Here is a 16159-nt window from a genome sequence, read left to right on the forward strand (position 1 = left end):
GGCGGCGCATTTTAGCAGAGCGTCGGGCTATCGGTAAGCGGTGATTGAGGGTGCTTTGCAAATCAATAGTTTGGGGTGAGCCCAACTTAATTCAACCCCCAAACCAATGTGGGAGCTGGCTTGCCTGCGATGAGGGCGGCACATTCGACATCACTGTCGACTGAACCACCGCCATCGCAGGCAAGCCAGCTCCCACATTTGGCCTGCATTTCAAGTTGGAACCGTTACAGTATTAACCGCGCTCCGGCTGGAAACGCGTCACGAAACCCTTGAGGTTCTGCTGGCGATCGAGCAAGTCGCGCAGGCGATCCGCTTCGGCACGCTCGATCAGCGGCCCGATAAACACGCGGTTCTTGCCGTCGGCGCTACGGATATAGGCGTTATAGCCCTGGCTACGCAGCTTCTTCTGCAATGCGTCGGCGCCTTCGCGATTACCCAGGCTGGCCACCTGAATCGACCAACTGATCGGCAAGCCATTTGGGTCGATGCGGCTCTGGCCCACGTCCGGCTTGCCCGGTGCAGCAGGTTGCGGCGCTACCGGCTTGGGCGCCGGCGCTGGCGCGGCAGGCTTGACCGCTACGGTCGGTGCCGGCGCCGGCTTGACCACCGGCACGCTTGGCTGCACCGGCATCGACGGCGCCGGCTGAGCGGCCACTTCGTCATCGCTCGGCACAGGTTGTTCTTCCGGCAACGCCTGCGGCTCAGGCACCACCACCGGCTCAACCTGCACCTGGGGCACCGCAGGCGCTTGTGGAGCGGCCGGGGCCTCGACTACGACCTGGCGCTCTTCATCCTGGCGAGAGAACAGCATCGGCAGAAAAATCACTGCCAACGCCACCAGAACCAGGGCTCCGACCATTCGCTGCTTGTATGCGCTATCCAGTAATGCCATGTGCAGCTTCCTCCGTGGAGCGCCGGGCCAACCACTCGAGCGCCTCGGCAACACAATAAAATGACCCGAACAATAGAACTTCATCGTCGGGGGTGGCAACCGCGCACTGCGCCTGGAGGGCATCGATCACGCTTGCATACGACGTCACGGGTGCGCCAAGGTTCTGCAAGACCAGCAGCAGTTCGGCGGCAGGACGGCTGCGCGGTGTATCCAGCGGCGCTACGGCCCACGCCTGGACATGGTCCAGCAATGGCGCAACCACACCGTCCAGGTCCTTGTCGGCCAGCAGACCGAATACGGCAAGGCGACGACCGACCGGCGGCGTGTGCGACAAGCGTTGCGCCAGGTACTCGGCCGCGTGGGGGTTATGCCCTACGTCGAGCATCAGGGTAAGACGCTTGCCCTGCCATTCGACCTCGCGACGGTCCAAACGCCCTGCCACGCGCGTTGCCAGCAGGGTGGCAGCAATCTGCTCAGCGCTCCACGGCAGATCCAGCAGCAGATACGCCTGCAGCGCGAGCGCGGCGTTTTCCATCGGCAGGTTCAGCAGCGGCAGGTCGCGAAGTTCCACAACCTGGCCTCGGGCATCACGCCCACGCCAGTGCCAGTGCTGCCCGGCGATCTCAAGATCGAATTCACGCCCGCGCAGGAAAAACGGGCAATCCAGCTCGCGCACCTTGTCCAGCAAGGTCTGCGGCGGCTCAGGGTCGCCACACAGGGCAGGCTTGCCATGGCGGAAGATACCGGCTTTTTCAAAGGCCACCGACTCGCGGGTATCACCCAGGTAATCGGCGTGATCCACACCAATACTGGTGACCAGCGCCAAGTCGGCATCCACCACGTTGACCGTGTCAAGGCGCCCGCCCAGGCCCACTTCCAGCACCACCACATCCAGTTGCGCACGCTCGAACAGCCAGAACGCCGCCAGGGTGCCCATCTCGAAGTAGGTCAGGGATATCTCGCCCCGGCCGGCATCAAGCGCGGCGAAGGCTTCGCAGAGTTGCTCATCAGTGGCTTCGCTGCCATTGAGTTGCACCCGCTCGTTATAACGCAGCAGGTGCGGGGAGTTGTAGACGCCGACTTTCAGGCCTTGAGCCTGCAGCAGCGCCGCGACAAAGGCACAGGTGGAGCCTTTGCCGTTAGTGCCGGTCACCGTGATCACACGCGGCGCCGGCCGGCCCAACCCGAGGCGGGCCGCTACCTGTTGCGAGCGCTCCAGGCCCATGTCAATGGCGGACGGATGCAACTGCTCAAGGTAGGCGAGCCATTCGCCCAGGGTCCGTTGGGTCATAGGTTTGCAGGCACCGGCGGCACGACAATCGGCTCGACTTTAGGCGCGACGTAAACAGGGGTCGGCAAGCCCATCATCTGGGCCAGCAGGCTGCCCAGGCGTGGACGCAGTTCACCGCGCGGGATGATCAGGTCAATCGCGCCGTGCTCCAGCAGGAACTCGCTGCGCTGGAAACCTTCCGGCAGTTTTTCACGCACGGTCTGTTCGATCACGCGCGGGCCGGCAAAGCCGATCAGGGCTTTTGGCTCGCCGACGATCACATCGCCCAGCATCGCCAGGCTAGCGGACACGCCGCCGTAGACCGGGTCGGTCAGCACGGAAATGAACGGGATGCCTTCTTCGCGCAGACGCGCCAGTACCGCAGAGGTCTTGGCCATTTGCATCAGCGAAATCAAGGCTTCCTGCATGCGCGCACCACCGGAGGCGGCGAAGCAGATCATCGGGCAACGGTTTTCCAGGGCGTAGTTGGCGGCGCGAACGAAGCGTTCACCGACGATGGCGCCCATGGAGCCGCCCATGAAGGAGAACTCGAATGCCGACACCACAACCGGCATGCCCAGCAGCTTGCCGCTGACGGAAATCAGCGCGTCTTTCTCGCCGGTCTGCTTTTGTGCGGCGGTCAGGCGGTCCTTGTACTTTTTGCCGTCGCGGAACTTGAGACGGTCTACCGGTTCCAGGTCGGCGCCCAGCTCGTTGCGGCCTTCGGCGTCAAGGAAGATGTCGATGCGGGCGCGGGCGCCGATACGCATGTGATGGTTGCACTTGGGGCAAACGTCCAGGGTCTTTTCCAGCTCCGGGCGGTACAGCACCGCGTCGCAGGATGGGCACTTGTGCCACAGACCTTCAGGAACCGAGCTTTTCTTCACCTCGGAACGCATGATCGAAGGGATCAGTTTGTCTACTAACCAGTTGCTCATGCTTCTTTCTCCAGTACCGGTGGCTTGAACACAGCCCCGCGTATGCCCTTGAGCTAAATTCATATGTGGCGATGACACAGGCTGGACGGGGTCAGACGTTCGACCGGCCTTTCCCGCGTGTGTCCTCAGCCTTCCAGACAACCTGCAAGCGCAGGGTTGCCACTTCGTTTCCAGGCCACCCACAGGCGGCGCTGGACTGTTTTACACAGTGGTAGTTATGGACGGCGGCAGACTGCCAGCCGTCACATCCTACCGTTGCTGTTGCGCACGGCCTGCACGAATGCGCGAATCTTGCCGTGGTCCTTGATGCCCTTGCCCTGCTCTACCCCACCGCTGACATCCACGGCATACGGTTGCACTTGTTCGATCGCCGCTTCGACATTGGCCGGGTCGAGCCCGCCGGCCAGGATGATCGGCTTGCTCAAGCCTGCGGGAATCAGCGACCAGTCGAACGCTTCGCCCGTACCGCCGGGCACGCCTTCGACATAGGTGTCCAGCAGAATCCCGCGAGCACCCGCATAGGCGGCGCACGCCGCCGCGATGTCATCGCCGGCCTTGACGCGCAACGCCTTGATATACGGGCGCTGGTAACTCTCACATTCGTCCGGTGTTTCGTCACCGTGGAACTGCAGCATGTCCAACGGTACGGCATCCAGGGTTTCGTTGAGTTCGCAGCGGCTGGCGTTGACGAACAAGCCCACGGTGGTGACGAACGGCGGCAGTGCCGCGATGATCGCCCGCGCCTGCAGCACATTCACCGCCCGGGGGCTTTTGGCATAAAACACCAGGCCAATGGCATCGGCCCCGGCCTCAACTGCCGCCAGCGCGTCTTCTATGCGGGTAATCCCGCAAATCTTGCTGCGAACGGCTGACATGTCGTGAAAACCTCAGGGATTGAGCCGAGAAAGTCCCGGATGGTAACAAAAGCTTTTCCAGGCGTCAGCCGCCAAGTTCGCTGAAACCTGTGAGGAAATGTGGCCCGATGAAACGCTCCGGCAGCTCGAACTCGTCACGGTACTCCACATCCACCAGATACAGGCCGAACGGATGCGCCGTGACCCCGCCGGTACGACGCACACGGCTTTCCAGCACCTCCTTGGCCCATTCCACCGGGCGCTCGCCGGTGCCGATGGTCATCAGCACCCCGGCGATGTTACGCACCATATGATGCAGGAAGGCGCCGGCACGGATATCCAGCACGATCATCTTGCCGTGGCGGGTCACCCGCAGGTGGTGGACTTGCTTGATCGGCGACTTGGCCTGGCACTGGCCGGCACGGAAGGCGCTGAAATCATGCACGCCCACCAGATGCTGCGCTGCTTCGGCCATGCGTTCGGCGTCGAGCGGGCGGTGGTTCCAGGTGATCTCCTGGTTGAGGTGCGCCGGGCGGATCTGGTCGTTGTAGATCACATACCGGTAACGCCGGGCGATGGCCTTGAAACGCGCATGAAAGTGCGCCGGCATGACCTTGGCCCAGGTGACACTGACGTCATGGGGCAAATTGATATTAGCGCCCATTACCCAAGCCTTCATCGACCGCTCAGCCTGGGTATCGAAGTGCACCACCTGGCCGCAGGCATGCACACCCGCATCGGTACGCCCGGCGCACATCAGCGATACCGGTGAGTCGGCGACTTTCGACAGGGCGTTTTCGAGTGTTTCCTGCACCGTCAGCACGCCGCTGGCCTGACGCTGCCAGCCGCGGTAGCGCGAGCCTTTGTATTCCACGCCCAGGGCGATGCGGTTAAAGCCTGCGGCCGCCATTTCGGCGGCCGCGTTATCTATATTTGCCAAGAACTGAGAGCCTGATGGGTTGCGCAAAGGCGGGCATTATGCCGGATTGCGTGGGAGCTGGCTTGCCTGCGATGCGCACAGGTATCTACACAACTTCCGGTGAACACAAAATTTGTGGCAAGGAGCTTGTTGTGGCGAGCGGGCTTGCCCCGCGTTGGGCTGCGAAGCAGTCCCAGTGAACGCACCGAGATGTTCCTGGAGAAAGTCAGCGTCTGGTTTTGGGGCCGCTTCGCGACCCAACGCGGGCAAGCCCGCTCGCCACAAGGAGATTTTTGATCGTTCCCAGGCTCCGTGAACTGACCACACAAAACAAAACGGCGACCCGAAGGTCGCCGCTGCGCTAACGATTGACGGTTACACCAACCGGCCGAGCATCTCCTTGGCCTCGCCACGCTGGGTCTCGTCACCTTCGGTCAGCACTTCGGAGAGGATATCCCGTGCGCCGTCCGCATCGCCCATGTCGATATAGGCCTGGGCCAGGTCCAGTTTGGTGGCTACTTCATCTGTGCCGGACAGGAAGTCGAATTCCGGTTCATCATCACCCAGTGCCGCGTCTTCTGCGGTAAAGGATGGCTCGATGGGCGGATGCTCCAGGCTTTGGGAAAGGCGATCGAGCTCGGCGTTGACATCGTCCAGCTCCGACGCGAAGGCATCTGGCTTGGCGGCCTCTTGCGGCTCATCAGCCAAAGACAGGTCGAAATCCTCGGGCAGGGCGAAATCATCCCCTGCGGCGGGGGTCAGGGTCGGCGGTTCGACGGCGGGCACGTCCTTGATCGGCTCTTGCAGGCCAGAAAGGAAGTCGTCATCGGATTGCGCCGACGCCGGGGCATCCAGTTGCAGGTCCAGGTCGAAGTCCGACAGGCCATCGGCGGCGGCATTGGCTTCGGTCTGCTGCTGCAGCAACGATTCGAATGTCTGCTGATCGTCCTCGATTTTGGCCGGGGAAGCTTCTTCCAGCTCGTCCAGGCTCAAATCGAAGTCGGTGTCAAAGGCCTCCGGCGTTGCGGCAGCCGGTTTGTCTTCGAGCAATTCCTTGACGTATTGAGCGTCCAGGGCGGCGGCGGCAACCGCAGCGCTGACACCCGCCGCCAACACAGCCATCGCCGGAAAGCGGCTCTTGAGTTGCTCGACCTGGGCGTGGTTTTCACCATTGGCCACCAGTTGACGCTCCTGAGTGACAAAGCCGTCCTTGTCGTTCTGCAGGCCGTAGACTTCCATCAGTTTCAAGCGCAGGTCGCTGCGCTTGGGCTCATATTTGATTGCCTGTTCCAGCACATCGGCGGCCTGGTTCAGGTGGCCCCGGTCGATATGGGATTGGGCCTGGGCCAGCGCATCGCTGGAGTTTACCGCAGCGACGGCAACCGCCAGCGGCGCAAGCACGGAGGCCACGGTAGGCACGACAACGGCCGGCTCTACCGCTGGAGCCGGTACAGGCGCGGCAGCCAGCTTGACGTTGGGCGGCGGCACTTCCAGTCCTTCGAAACTGTCCGGAGGCAGGTCGTGGTCAATGTTCGAGGTGAACTCCGGCTCTTCAGCCAGGGCCCGCGCCATACGCAGGTGTTTTTCCTCTTCGCGGCGGGCATTGCGATGGCGCGCCCACAACAGCAGGAGCAGCAGCACCAACAAGAGCGCGGCGCCACCGAGCACGCCGAGCACGACCGGGTTGGTCAGCAGCTCGTTGAACTTGCCCTCGGTGCTCGCCGGTGCAGGCTCCTGCGCGTTGACTGGCTCGGGGGCGGGCGTAACGGGCGCAGGAGCAGCGGTCGCGGCATCCGGCGCTGCAGCGGCGGCGGCCGGCTCGCCTGCCAACTGAGCGGGCATTGCCGCTGTGGCCTGCGCCGCCGGGAGGCCTTTTTCTGCCTGCAAACGCGCGAGCTGATCGTTTTTCAGTTGAATCAGTTTCTGCAGTTTGTCCAGCTGGCTTTGCAGGTCCGCCGCGCGGCTTTTGAGCTCTTCGTTGTCGCGACGGGTGGTGTCCAATTGCTCCTGGGTCATCGCCAGTTTGTCGCTCAGCGCTGCGCTATCGCCCGTCTTGCCTTTGGCGCCCTGCTTGGCCGCTTCGGCCGACACCAGGCTCAGGTTGTCGTTGGCATTGGTGCTGGCTGGCGCGTTGCCAGCCTGGCTGCGCTTGGTGGCGTCCAACTGCTGCTTGCCCGCCGTCGGGTTGGTGGCGGCACGGCGGCCCTGGCGCCAGGCGGCATTCTGGGCGCTGACTTCGGCGATCGCCTGGGGTTGCGGCAGCGCGGTGCTTTGTACGGTATCCGGCAAGCGCAGGACCTGGCCGGTTTTGAGGCGATTGATGTTGCCGTCGACAAACGCGCCGGGGTTCAGCGCCTGGATCGCCAGCATGGTCTGCTGGACCGAGCCGCCATTGCGGTTCTTCGCAGCGATTTCCCACAGGGTATCGCGGGACGTGGTGGTGTGCTGCGCCGCCTTGCTCGCCGTCGGCGCGGTACTGGCCGGCGCAGTCAGGCGCGGTGCGGGCGCGGCGCTGGTGGGCGCAGGCTGGTCGAATTTGGCCGGGTCGAGCAATACACTGTAGTCGCGCATCAGGCGACCGTTGGGCCATTGCACCTGCAACAGGAAGCGTACGTAGGAATCCGGCAGCGGCTTGCTGGAGGTGACACGCACCACGCTGCGACCGTTAGGGTTGATCACCGGGGTGAACGTCAGGTCATCGAGGAATGCCTGGCGATCAACGCCCGCATCCACGAACGCCTGGGACGAGGCCAGGCTCGGGGTGATCTCGGAAGCGGTGAGGCCGCCGACATCGAGCAATTCGATTTCCACCGCCAACGGCTGGTTCAACTTCGACTTGAGGGTCATCTCCCCCAACTGCAGCGCCTGCGCCATACCGGAGGACAGCGCCGAGGCGGCCGCTATTGCTAACACCAGTTTGCGAACTTGAACCATAGCCTCATCCTTTGTTTGAACACTCCCCGGCCTGCGAGAAGGTTGGTAACCGCTGCCATAAGGCATGGCGAGCCGATAGGTTACCGACGCGCTTCTGTTCTGCTTAGGGCCAAGCATAGCGCCTGGTTAGAATCAATCTACAAATTGCCGCCAAGTATCTTTTACGCAAGGCCTTTTATCAACAACTGCGCCAGCTGTATGGCATTGAGTGCGGCGCCTTTGCGTACGTTATCTGACGTCAGCCACAGATTTAGTTCCGCCGGGTCATCCACGCCTGCACGGACCCGTCCTACATAGACCACGTCCTGGCCTACGGCATCGCCCACGGCGGTGGGGTAGTCGCCCTCCTCCACACGCTCTATGCCCGGCGCTGCGTCGAGTGCGCGGTTCACTGCAGCGAGATCGGCCGGTGCACCCAACTGCAGGGACACAGTCAGGCTATCGCCAAAAAACACCGGGGCTTGAACGCACGTTGCGGAAATCTTTAGTAAAGGTAATTCCAGCACCGCGCGCAGCTCGTGGACCAGGCGCTTCTCCAGGGCGGTATGACCTTGGCTGTCCGGCGTGCCGACTTGTGCCAGCAGATTGAAGGCGACCTGCCGATCAAAGAAGGTCGGTTCCAGCGGACGCATATTCAGCAGCTCGGCAGTTTGCCGGGCCAGTTCGCCGACCGCCTCACGCCCCTGGGCCGACATCGCCAGGTTGGCGGTGACGCTCACGCGCTGGATGTCCAGCAGGCCCCGCAGTGGCGCCAGCACCACGGCCAGGTTGGTCGCCGACGGGCTTGGGCTGCCGAGCCGGAACGGCTTTTCCAGGCCATCAAGCACATGGGCGTTGGCTTCGGGCACCACTGGCGGCGCCTGCTCGGCCGGCAGCGCGCCGGACAAGTCGATCACCGAGCAGCCCACCGCCGTCGCACGCGCGGCGAAACTCAAGGTGACCGCGGGCCCCGCCGCGAAAAACGCCAGTTGCGCCTTGCTGAAGTCGAATTCATCGACCTCCTTGACCCGCACGTTCTTGCCGCGAAACGGCACCGATGCGCCCGCCGAGTTGTTGCCCGCCAGCAGATACAGGGTGCCCACCGGGAAAGCCAGCTCTTCGAGGATCTGCACCAGGGTTTCGCCAACGGTACCGGTGGCGCCGATCACGGCGATATCAAAGGTCTGGGTCATGGGGCTGCCTCGGGCATTGCGGGGGGAGCGGCACTTTACCGGGTGGCTGGGGGGTGAGGCAATTGGCCTGGATTTTGTGGTGTAGCTGATGACCCCATCGCAGCATAGGTATCTACACAACTTTCAAAGGCTGACTTCATCCCCTGTGGGAGCTGTCGAGCTTTAGCGAGGCTGCGAAAGCGGTGGGTCAGGCGCAGAAAATGCCAGCAGTGGCGCCGCCTTCGCAGCCTCGCTGAGGCTCGACAGCTCCCACATTTTGAACCGAGTTCGACATCAATACCGGTCGGCTCGAAGGCCGCCGCGCTTTTGCTTTTGATCTGCGATCGCCCCGTCAACCACGCTGGCGGGAATTCGACAGTGATTTGGGGGGTAAACCGGCAGGGATGCCGGTTTAGCCGCCCACGCGCCAGGGATGGCGCGTGGGCGGCGGCCCCCAAATCACTGTCGGATTACGGGCATGCCGAGCCTAGGCGAGGCTCCGAGTGGTGGGGCGAAGCGTTTTTGGTTACTTTTTGCGCTCTTCAAAAAGTGACCCGCCGTAAGGGCGGAACCCTAAGCCGCCGTTACCGCAGCAACGGATATGTACTCGGTCAAACCCAAAAAAAAAACGGTCGGCCCAAAGGCCGCCAAACAAGCTCCCTCGCCACACACCGTTGAAAGTTGTGTAGATACCCGTGCCCATCGCAGGCAAGCCAGCTCCCACACTGGACGGGTGTTCACAATCAAAATGTGGGAGCCGGGCTTGCCCGCGATAGCGGCCTCAAGCGCAATAAAAAACCCGCGCCTGTCACCAGAACGCGGGTTTCTCCCATTGCCTCAAGCGATCAACGCTCCAGCAGGATCCGCAGCATGCGACGCAGCGGTTCAGCCGCGCCCCACAGCAGCTGGTCGCCGACCGTAAACGCACCGAGGAACTGGCTGCCCATGTTCAGCTTGCGCAGGCGGCCCACCGGTACATTCAGGGTGCCGGTGACCTTGGTCGGGCTCAGCTCCTGCATGCTGATGTCGCGGTTGTTCGGCACCAGCTTGACCCACGGGTTGTGCTGGCTGATCAGCCCTTCGATATCGGCGATCGGCACGTCTTTGTTCAGCTTGATGGTCAGCGCCTGGCTGTGGCAGCGCATCGCGCCGATACGCACGCAGATGCCGTCCACCGGGATCGGGCTTTTGAAACGCCCGAGGATCTTGTTGGTCTCGGCCTGGGCCTTCCACTCTTCGCGGCTCTGGCCGTTGGGCAGCTCTTTGTCGATCCACGGGATCAGGCTGCCGGCCAACGGCACGCCGAAGTTTTCGGTCGGGTAGGCATCGCTGCGCATGGCTTCGGCCACACGGCGGTCGATGTCGAGGATCGCGCTGGCCGGGTCGGCCAGTTGATCGGCGACAGCGGCATGGGTCGCGCCCATCTGCTTGATCAGCTCGCGCATGTTCTGCGCACCAGCGCCGGAAGCCGCCTGATAGGTCATGGCGCTCATCCACTCGACCAGGCCGGCTTCGAACAAGCCGCCCAGGCCCATCAGCATCAGGCTGACCGTGCAGTTGCCGCCGACGTAATTCTTGGTACCGGCGTCCAGTTGCTGGTCGATGACCTTGCGGTTGACCGGGTCGAGAATGATCACCGCGTCGTCCTGCATGCGCAGGCTCGATGCGGCGTCGATCCAGTAACCCTGCCAGCCGGCTTCGCGCAGCTTGGGGAAGACTTCGCTGGTGTAGTCGCCACCCTGGCAGGTCACAATCACGTCGAGGGTTTTGAGCTCATCGATGCTGTAGGCGTCCTTGAGCGGGGCAATGTCCTTGCCCACGGACGGGCCTTGGCCACCCACGTTCGACGTGGTGAAAAACACCGGCTCAATAAGATCGAAATCCTGCTCTTCCAGCATCCGCTGCATGAGCACGGAACCGACCATACCGCGCCAACCGATCAGACCTACACGTTTCATCGCAACTACACCTTGTTAAAAAGTGGGCCGCCTTGCAGCAACAACTGCAAGCGGGCCCGAGAGATTACAGATTCCGCAACGCGGCGACTACTGCGTCGCCCATTTCTTGCGTACCGACCTTGGTGCAACCCTGCGACCAGATGTCGCCGGTGCGCAAGCCCTGGTCGAGCACCAGGCTCACGGCCTTCTCGATGGCGTCCGCCGCGTCGGCCAGGTTGAAGCTGTAACGCAGCATCATCGACACCGACAAAATGGTCGCCAGCGGGTTGGCAATGCCCTGCCCCGCGATGTCCGGCGCCGAACCGTGGCACGGCTCGTACATGCCCTTGTTGTGGGTGTCCAGGGACGCCGACGGCAGCATGCCGATGGAGCCGGTCAGCATCGAGGCCTGATCGGACAGGATGTCGCCGAACAGGTTGTCGGTAACGATCACGTCGAACTGCTTCGGTGCGCGTACCAGTTGCATGGCGGCGTTGTCGACGTACATGTGGCTCAGTTCGACGTCCGGGTAGTCCTTGGCCACTTCTTCAACGATTTCACGCCACAGTTGACTGGAGGCCAGTACGTTGGCTTTGTCCACCGAGCAGATCTTCTTGCCCCGCACGCGGGCCATGTCGAAACCGACACGGGCGATCCGGCGGATTTCGCTCTCGCTGTACGGCAGGGTGTCGTAGGCCTGGCGCTCGCCATTTTCCAACTCACGCACACCGCGTGGCGAGCCGAAGTAGATACCGCCGGTCAGCTCACGCACGATCAGGATATCCAGGCCTGCCACGACTTCCGGCTTAAGGCTCGATGCGTCGGCCAGTTGCGGGTAGAGGATGGCCGGGCGCAGGTTGCCGAACAGGCCCAGTTGCGCGCGGATCTTCAGCAGGCCGCGCTCGGGGCGGATGTCACGGTCGATCTTGTCCCACTTCGGCCCGCCCACGGCGCCGAGCAGCACGGCGTCGGCAGCGCGGGCGCGGTCCAGGGTTTCGTCGGCCAGCGGCACGCCGTGCTTGTCGATGGCCGCGCCGCCGATCACGTCATGGCTCAGCTCAAAGCCCAGGCTGTACTTGCTGTTGGCAAGTTCCAGGACCTTGACCGCTTCGGCCATGATTTCCGGACCAATACCGTCGCCAGGGAGAATCAGAATCTGCTTGCTCATGGGTTCCTCATTTCATCGAGCGACCTACCCACGGGCAGGTCGGGAAAATTCAGTCAGCGTTCGGCGAAGGCCACCAGCACGTCGGTACTGAACGTGCCGTCGGCCTGGATTTCGTAGTAATCGCGCACTTCCTGGCCCATCGCCCCTTGCAACTCAAGGATTGCAGCGCGCAATACCTCTGGCGTGCGCATGCGTTCGACCCACGAGGCGTATTCCAGGCGCAGGCGCTGGCGGCTGCTGTTGCGTACGTGCAAGCCGACTTCGCTGAGCTGGCGCATCCACTCGGCGGCGGAGTAATCGCGCACGTGGCTGGTGTCGCGCAGCACTTCAACAGTTTGCAGGTAAGTGTCCAACAGCGGGCTGCCCGGAGACAAGACGTCGACGAACGCCGCCACGCCGCCCGGCTTGAGCACCCGCCGCACTTCGCGCAGGGCCAGGCCAAGGTCGCTCCAATGGTGAGCCGAATAACGGCTGAACACAAAGTCGAACTCGCCATCGGCGAACGGCAGGCGTTCGGCGGCGCCGTTTACGGTGCTGATATTGCTGAAACCGCGAGCTTGCGCAGCGGCGGCCACCACGTCGAGCATCTGCTGGGACAGGTCGTAGGCCACCACTTCCTTGACCAACGGCGCGACATGAAAGCTGACATGGCCGGCACCGCAGCCCAGGTCCAGCAGGCGCGCACTGCCCTGCCCGGCCAGTTCGGCCTGAAGTAGCGCGAATTCGGTGCCTTGGGCGTGCACGGCACTGCTCAGGTAGGCCGCGGCCTGCTCGCCGAATTGTTTTTGCACGACTTGGGTGTGGGCGGTGGTGGTCATGGTGGTTTTCCTTGGGGCTTGTGGTGTTTTTACTGCCGTCTTCGCGAGCAAGCCCGCTCCCACATTTGAAAGTGTTCACAAATCAAAATGTGGGAGCGGGCTTGCTCGCGAAGGGGCCAGTGCGGCCTACAAAGATTCAGGCATCGCGAAACAACCAAGGCTGGCTCGCCCGGTGTTTGGCCTCAAACGCCGCAATCGCATCGCCGTCCTGCAAGGTCAGGCCGATATCGTCCAGGCCGTTGATCAGGCAGTGCTTACGGAAAGCGTCCACCTCGAAGTGATACACCTTGCCGTCCGGACGGGTCACGGTTTGCGCGGCCAGGTCGACGGTCAACGGGTAACCCACCTCGGCTTCCACCTGCTTGAACAGCTCGTCGACTTCTTCGTCAGTCAAGATGATCGGCAACAAGCCGTTCTTGAAGCTGTTATTGAAGAAAATATCGGCATAGCTCGGCGCGATGATGCTGCGAAAGCCATATTCTTCCAGGGCCCACGGCGCGTGTTCACGGCTGGAGCCGCAGCCGAAGTTTTCCCGCGCCAGCAACACGCTGGCACCCTGGTAACGCTCGGCGTTGAGCACGAAATCCTGGTTCAGCGGGCGCTTGGAGTTGTCCTGGTAGGCGTAGCCCACGTCCAGGTAGCGCCATTCGTCGAACAGATTCGGACCGAAACCGGTGCGCTTGATCGACTTCAAGAACTGCTTGGGGATGATTTGGTCGGTGTCCACGTTGGCGCGGTCCAACGGCGCGACTAAACCTGTGTGTTGTGTAAAAGCACGCATCGGATACTCCTCAGATCAATTCGCGAACGTCGATGAAACGACCGTTGACGGCAGCGGCGGCGGCCATGGCCGGGCTGACCAGGTGGGTACGCCCGCCAGCGCCCTGACGCCCTTCGAAGTTACGGTTGGAGGTGGACGCGCAATGCTCGCCGCTCTCCAAACGATCCGGGTTCATCGCCAGGCACATCGAGCAACCCGGCTCACGCCATTCAAAACCGGCCTCGAGGAAGATCTTGTCCAGGCCTTCGGCCTCGGCTTGCGCCTTGACCAGGCCCGAACCCGGCACCACGATGGCTTGCTTGATGGTCGAGGCCACCTTGCGGCCCTTGGCGATCACCGCCGCGGCGCGCAGGTCTTCGATCCGCGAATTGGTGCAGGAACCAATGAACACGCGATCCAGCTGGATGTCGGTGATCGCCTGGTTGGCTTTCAAGCCCATGTACTTCAAGGCGCGCTCGATGGAACCGCGCTTGACCAGGTCGGTTTCCTGGGCCGGGTCCGGTACGTTCTGGTCGACGGCCAGCACCATTTCCGGCGAGGTGCCCCAACTGACTTGCGGCTTAATTTGCGTAGCGTCGAGTTCGACCACGCTGTCGAACACCGCGTCGGCGTCGGACACCAGGTCTTTCCAGGCTTCTACGGCGGCGTCCCAATCGGCCCCTGCGGGTGCGAATGGGCGGCCCTTGACGTATTCAACAGTCTTTTCGTCCGCCGCCACCATGCCCACACGGGCACCGGCTTCGATGGACATGTTGCAGATGGTCATGCGGCCTTCGATGGACAGGTCGCGGATGGCGCTGCCGGCGAATTCGATGGCATGGCCGTTACCGCCGGCGGTGCCGATCTTGCCGATCACGGCGAGGACGATGTCCTTGGCGGTCACGCCGAACGGCAGCTTGCCTTCGACGCGGACCAGCATGTTCTTCATCTTCTTGGCCACCAGGCACTGGGTGGCGAACACATGTTCCACCTCGGAGGTGCCGATGCCGTGGGCCAAGGCGCCGAACGCACCGTGGGTCGAGGTGTGGGAGTCGCCGCAGACCACGGTCATGCCAGGCAGGGTGGCGCCCTGCTCCGGGCCGATGACATGCACGATGCCCTGGCGCACGTCATTCATCTTGAATTCGGTGATGCCATATTCGTCACAGTAATCGTCGAGGGTTTGCACCTGCAGACGCGACACGGTGTCGGCGATGGCGTCGATGCCGCCCTTGCGCTCCGGGGTGGTCGGCACGTTGTGGTCCGGGGTGGCGATGATCGAGTCGACGCGCCAAGGCTTGCGCCCGGCCAGCCGCAGGCCTTCGAACGCTTGGGGCGAGGTCACTTCATGGATGATGTGACGGTCGATATAGATCAGCGACGAGCCATCGTCGCGCCGTTTCACTTCATGGGAATCCCAAAGCTTGTCGTAAAGCGTTTTGCCGGCCATCAGTTGGTCCTCATCACAGGTCTTTCTATGCCCCGGGCCTTGAAACATTCAATAACCCTTTGGCTTGTGAGGCTGATGGTATGGCGCTACATTAAATAACTCAAATTCATATTTTTTATGCTTTGGATTACCAACTGGAATACCAATGGACCTGGCCAACCTCAATGCTTTTATCGCCATCGCCGAGACCGGCAGTTTCTCCGGCGCCGGTGAGCGCCTGCACCTGACCCAGCCCGCCATCAGCAAGCGCATTGCCGGCCTGGAACAACAATTGAAGGTGCGATTGTTCGACCGCCTGGGTCGTGAAGTCGGCTTGACCGAAGCCGGGCGCGCCCTGCTGCCGCGGGCTTATCAGATCCTCAACGTGCTGGACGACACGCGCCGCGCGCTCACCAATCTCACCGGCGAAGTCAGCGGCCGCCTGACCTTGGCCACCAGCCACCATATCGGCCTGCACCGCCTGCCGCCGGTGCTGCGCACTTTTACCCGGCAATACCCGAACGTGGCGTTGGATATTCAGTTCCTCGATTCAGAAGTGGCCTACGAAGAAATCCTCCATGGCCGTGCCGAAGTGGCAGTGATCACCCTCGCGCCCGACCCTCATCACCTTGTGCGGGCCACCCCGGTGTGGGACGACCCACTGGATTTCGTGGTGGCGCCCGAGCACAGCCTGATCAGCAATGGCAACATCAGCCTGGCCGATATTGCCGGGCACCCGGCGGTTTTCCCCGGCGGCAACACCTTTACCCACCATATCGTCCGCCGGCTGTTCGAGGCCCAGGGCCTCACCCCGAACATTGCGATGAGCACCAACTACCTGGAAACCATCAAGATGATGGTGTCCATCGGCCTGGCCTGGAGCGTATTGCCGCGCACCATGCTCGATGATCAGGTGGCAAGTATCGCTTTGCCGGGCATACAGCTCAGTCGCCAGCTAGGCTATATCGTGCACACCGAAAGGACGCTGTCGAATGCTGCGCGGGCTTTCATGAGCCTATTGGATGCACAGGTCGATCTGCCACGGATACCGGCATGACACCGTGCGGCCTCAAGGTTTGATCAAAGCCG

General features: G+C 62.4%; 13 protein-coding genes. 1 reads left to right on the forward strand and 12 read right to left on the reverse strand.

The features are described from left to right. Positions 1-232: 232 nt before the first annotated feature. The 12 genes from KVG91_RS03300 to leuC all read right to left on the reverse strand — a co-directional run bounded on the left by KVG91_RS03300 (position 233) and on the right by leuC (position 15091). A complete protein-coding gene (locus KVG91_RS03300; RefSeq protein ID WP_169376859.1) occupies positions 233-892 on the reverse strand; it encodes an SPOR domain-containing protein in 660 nt (219 codons plus the stop codon). Next, complete coding sequence (gene folC, locus KVG91_RS03305; protein WP_169376858.1) at positions 876-2183, reverse strand: bifunctional tetrahydrofolate synthase/dihydrofolate synthase; 1308 nt, start codon at positions 2181-2183, stop codon at positions 876-878. The genes KVG91_RS03300 and folC overlap by 17 nt, the downstream gene beginning before the upstream one ends. Then, complete coding sequence (gene accD, locus KVG91_RS03310; protein ID WP_169376857.1) at positions 2180-3100, reverse strand: acetyl-CoA carboxylase, carboxyltransferase subunit beta; 921 nt, start codon at positions 3098-3100, stop codon at positions 2180-2182. Before accD ends, folC begins: the two co-directional genes overlap by 4 nt. Positions 3101-3342: 242 nt before the next feature. Continuing rightward, on the reverse strand, positions 3343-3975 hold the full coding sequence (locus tag KVG91_RS03315; RefSeq protein ID WP_169376856.1) for a phosphoribosylanthranilate isomerase: 633 nt from the start codon (positions 3973-3975) through the stop codon (positions 3343-3345). A 64-nt stretch (positions 3976-4039) separates the two neighbouring features. Next, a complete protein-coding gene (gene truA, locus KVG91_RS03320) occupies positions 4040-4864 on the reverse strand; it encodes a tRNA pseudouridine(38-40) synthase TruA (protein ID WP_169376862.1) in 825 nt (274 codons plus the stop codon). A gap of 384 nt (positions 4865-5248) precedes the next feature. Next, positions 5249-7807 carry a FimV family protein gene (locus tag KVG91_RS03325; protein WP_169376855.1) on the reverse strand — a complete coding sequence of 853 codons (2559 nt, stop codon included), beginning with the start codon at positions 7805-7807 and terminating at the stop codon, positions 5249-5251. Between the two features lie 161 nt (positions 7808-7968). After that, entirely contained in the window at positions 7969-8979 is a 1011-nt protein-coding gene (locus KVG91_RS03330; protein WP_169376854.1) for an aspartate-semialdehyde dehydrogenase, read from the reverse strand. A gap of 824 nt (positions 8980-9803) precedes the next feature. Continuing rightward, positions 9804-10916 carry an aspartate-semialdehyde dehydrogenase gene (asd, locus tag KVG91_RS03335; protein WP_032888280.1) on the reverse strand — a complete coding sequence of 371 codons (1113 nt, stop codon included), beginning with the start codon at positions 10914-10916 and terminating at the stop codon, positions 9804-9806. Positions 10917-10980: 64 nt separating this feature from the next. After that, positions 10981-12063: a 3-isopropylmalate dehydrogenase gene (gene leuB / locus KVG91_RS03340; RefSeq protein ID WP_076953532.1), complete on the reverse strand. Its 1083-nt coding sequence runs from the start codon at positions 12061-12063 to the stop codon at positions 10981-10983. Positions 12064-12116: 53 nt separating this feature from the next. Further along, positions 12117-12881 (reverse strand): class I SAM-dependent methyltransferase, encoded by a 765-nt coding sequence (locus tag KVG91_RS03345; protein WP_169377656.1) that lies wholly within the window; start codon positions 12879-12881, stop codon positions 12117-12119. Between the two features lie 136 nt (positions 12882-13017). Then, a complete protein-coding gene (gene leuD / locus KVG91_RS03350) occupies positions 13018-13662 on the reverse strand; it encodes a 3-isopropylmalate dehydratase small subunit (RefSeq protein ID WP_169377657.1) in 645 nt (214 codons plus the stop codon). A gap of 10 nt (positions 13663-13672) precedes the next feature. Then, a complete protein-coding gene (gene leuC, locus KVG91_RS03355; RefSeq protein WP_169377658.1) occupies positions 13673-15091 on the reverse strand; it encodes a 3-isopropylmalate dehydratase large subunit in 1419 nt (472 codons plus the stop codon). Between the two features lie 145 nt (positions 15092-15236). Here leuC and KVG91_RS03360 point away from each other — a divergent pair, with 145 nt between their 5' ends. Beyond that, the gene (locus tag KVG91_RS03360) at positions 15237-16127 is read left to right on the forward strand and encodes a LysR family transcriptional regulator (RefSeq protein ID WP_076953525.1); all 891 of its coding nucleotides are present in this window, start codon (positions 15237-15239) and stop codon (positions 16125-16127) included. Positions 16128-16159: the final 32 nt, after the last annotated feature.

The sequence above is a fragment of the Pseudomonas azadiae genome, assembly GCF_019145355.1.
GTDB lineage: Bacteria > Pseudomonadota > Gammaproteobacteria > Pseudomonadales > Pseudomonadaceae > Aquipseudomonas > Aquipseudomonas azadiae.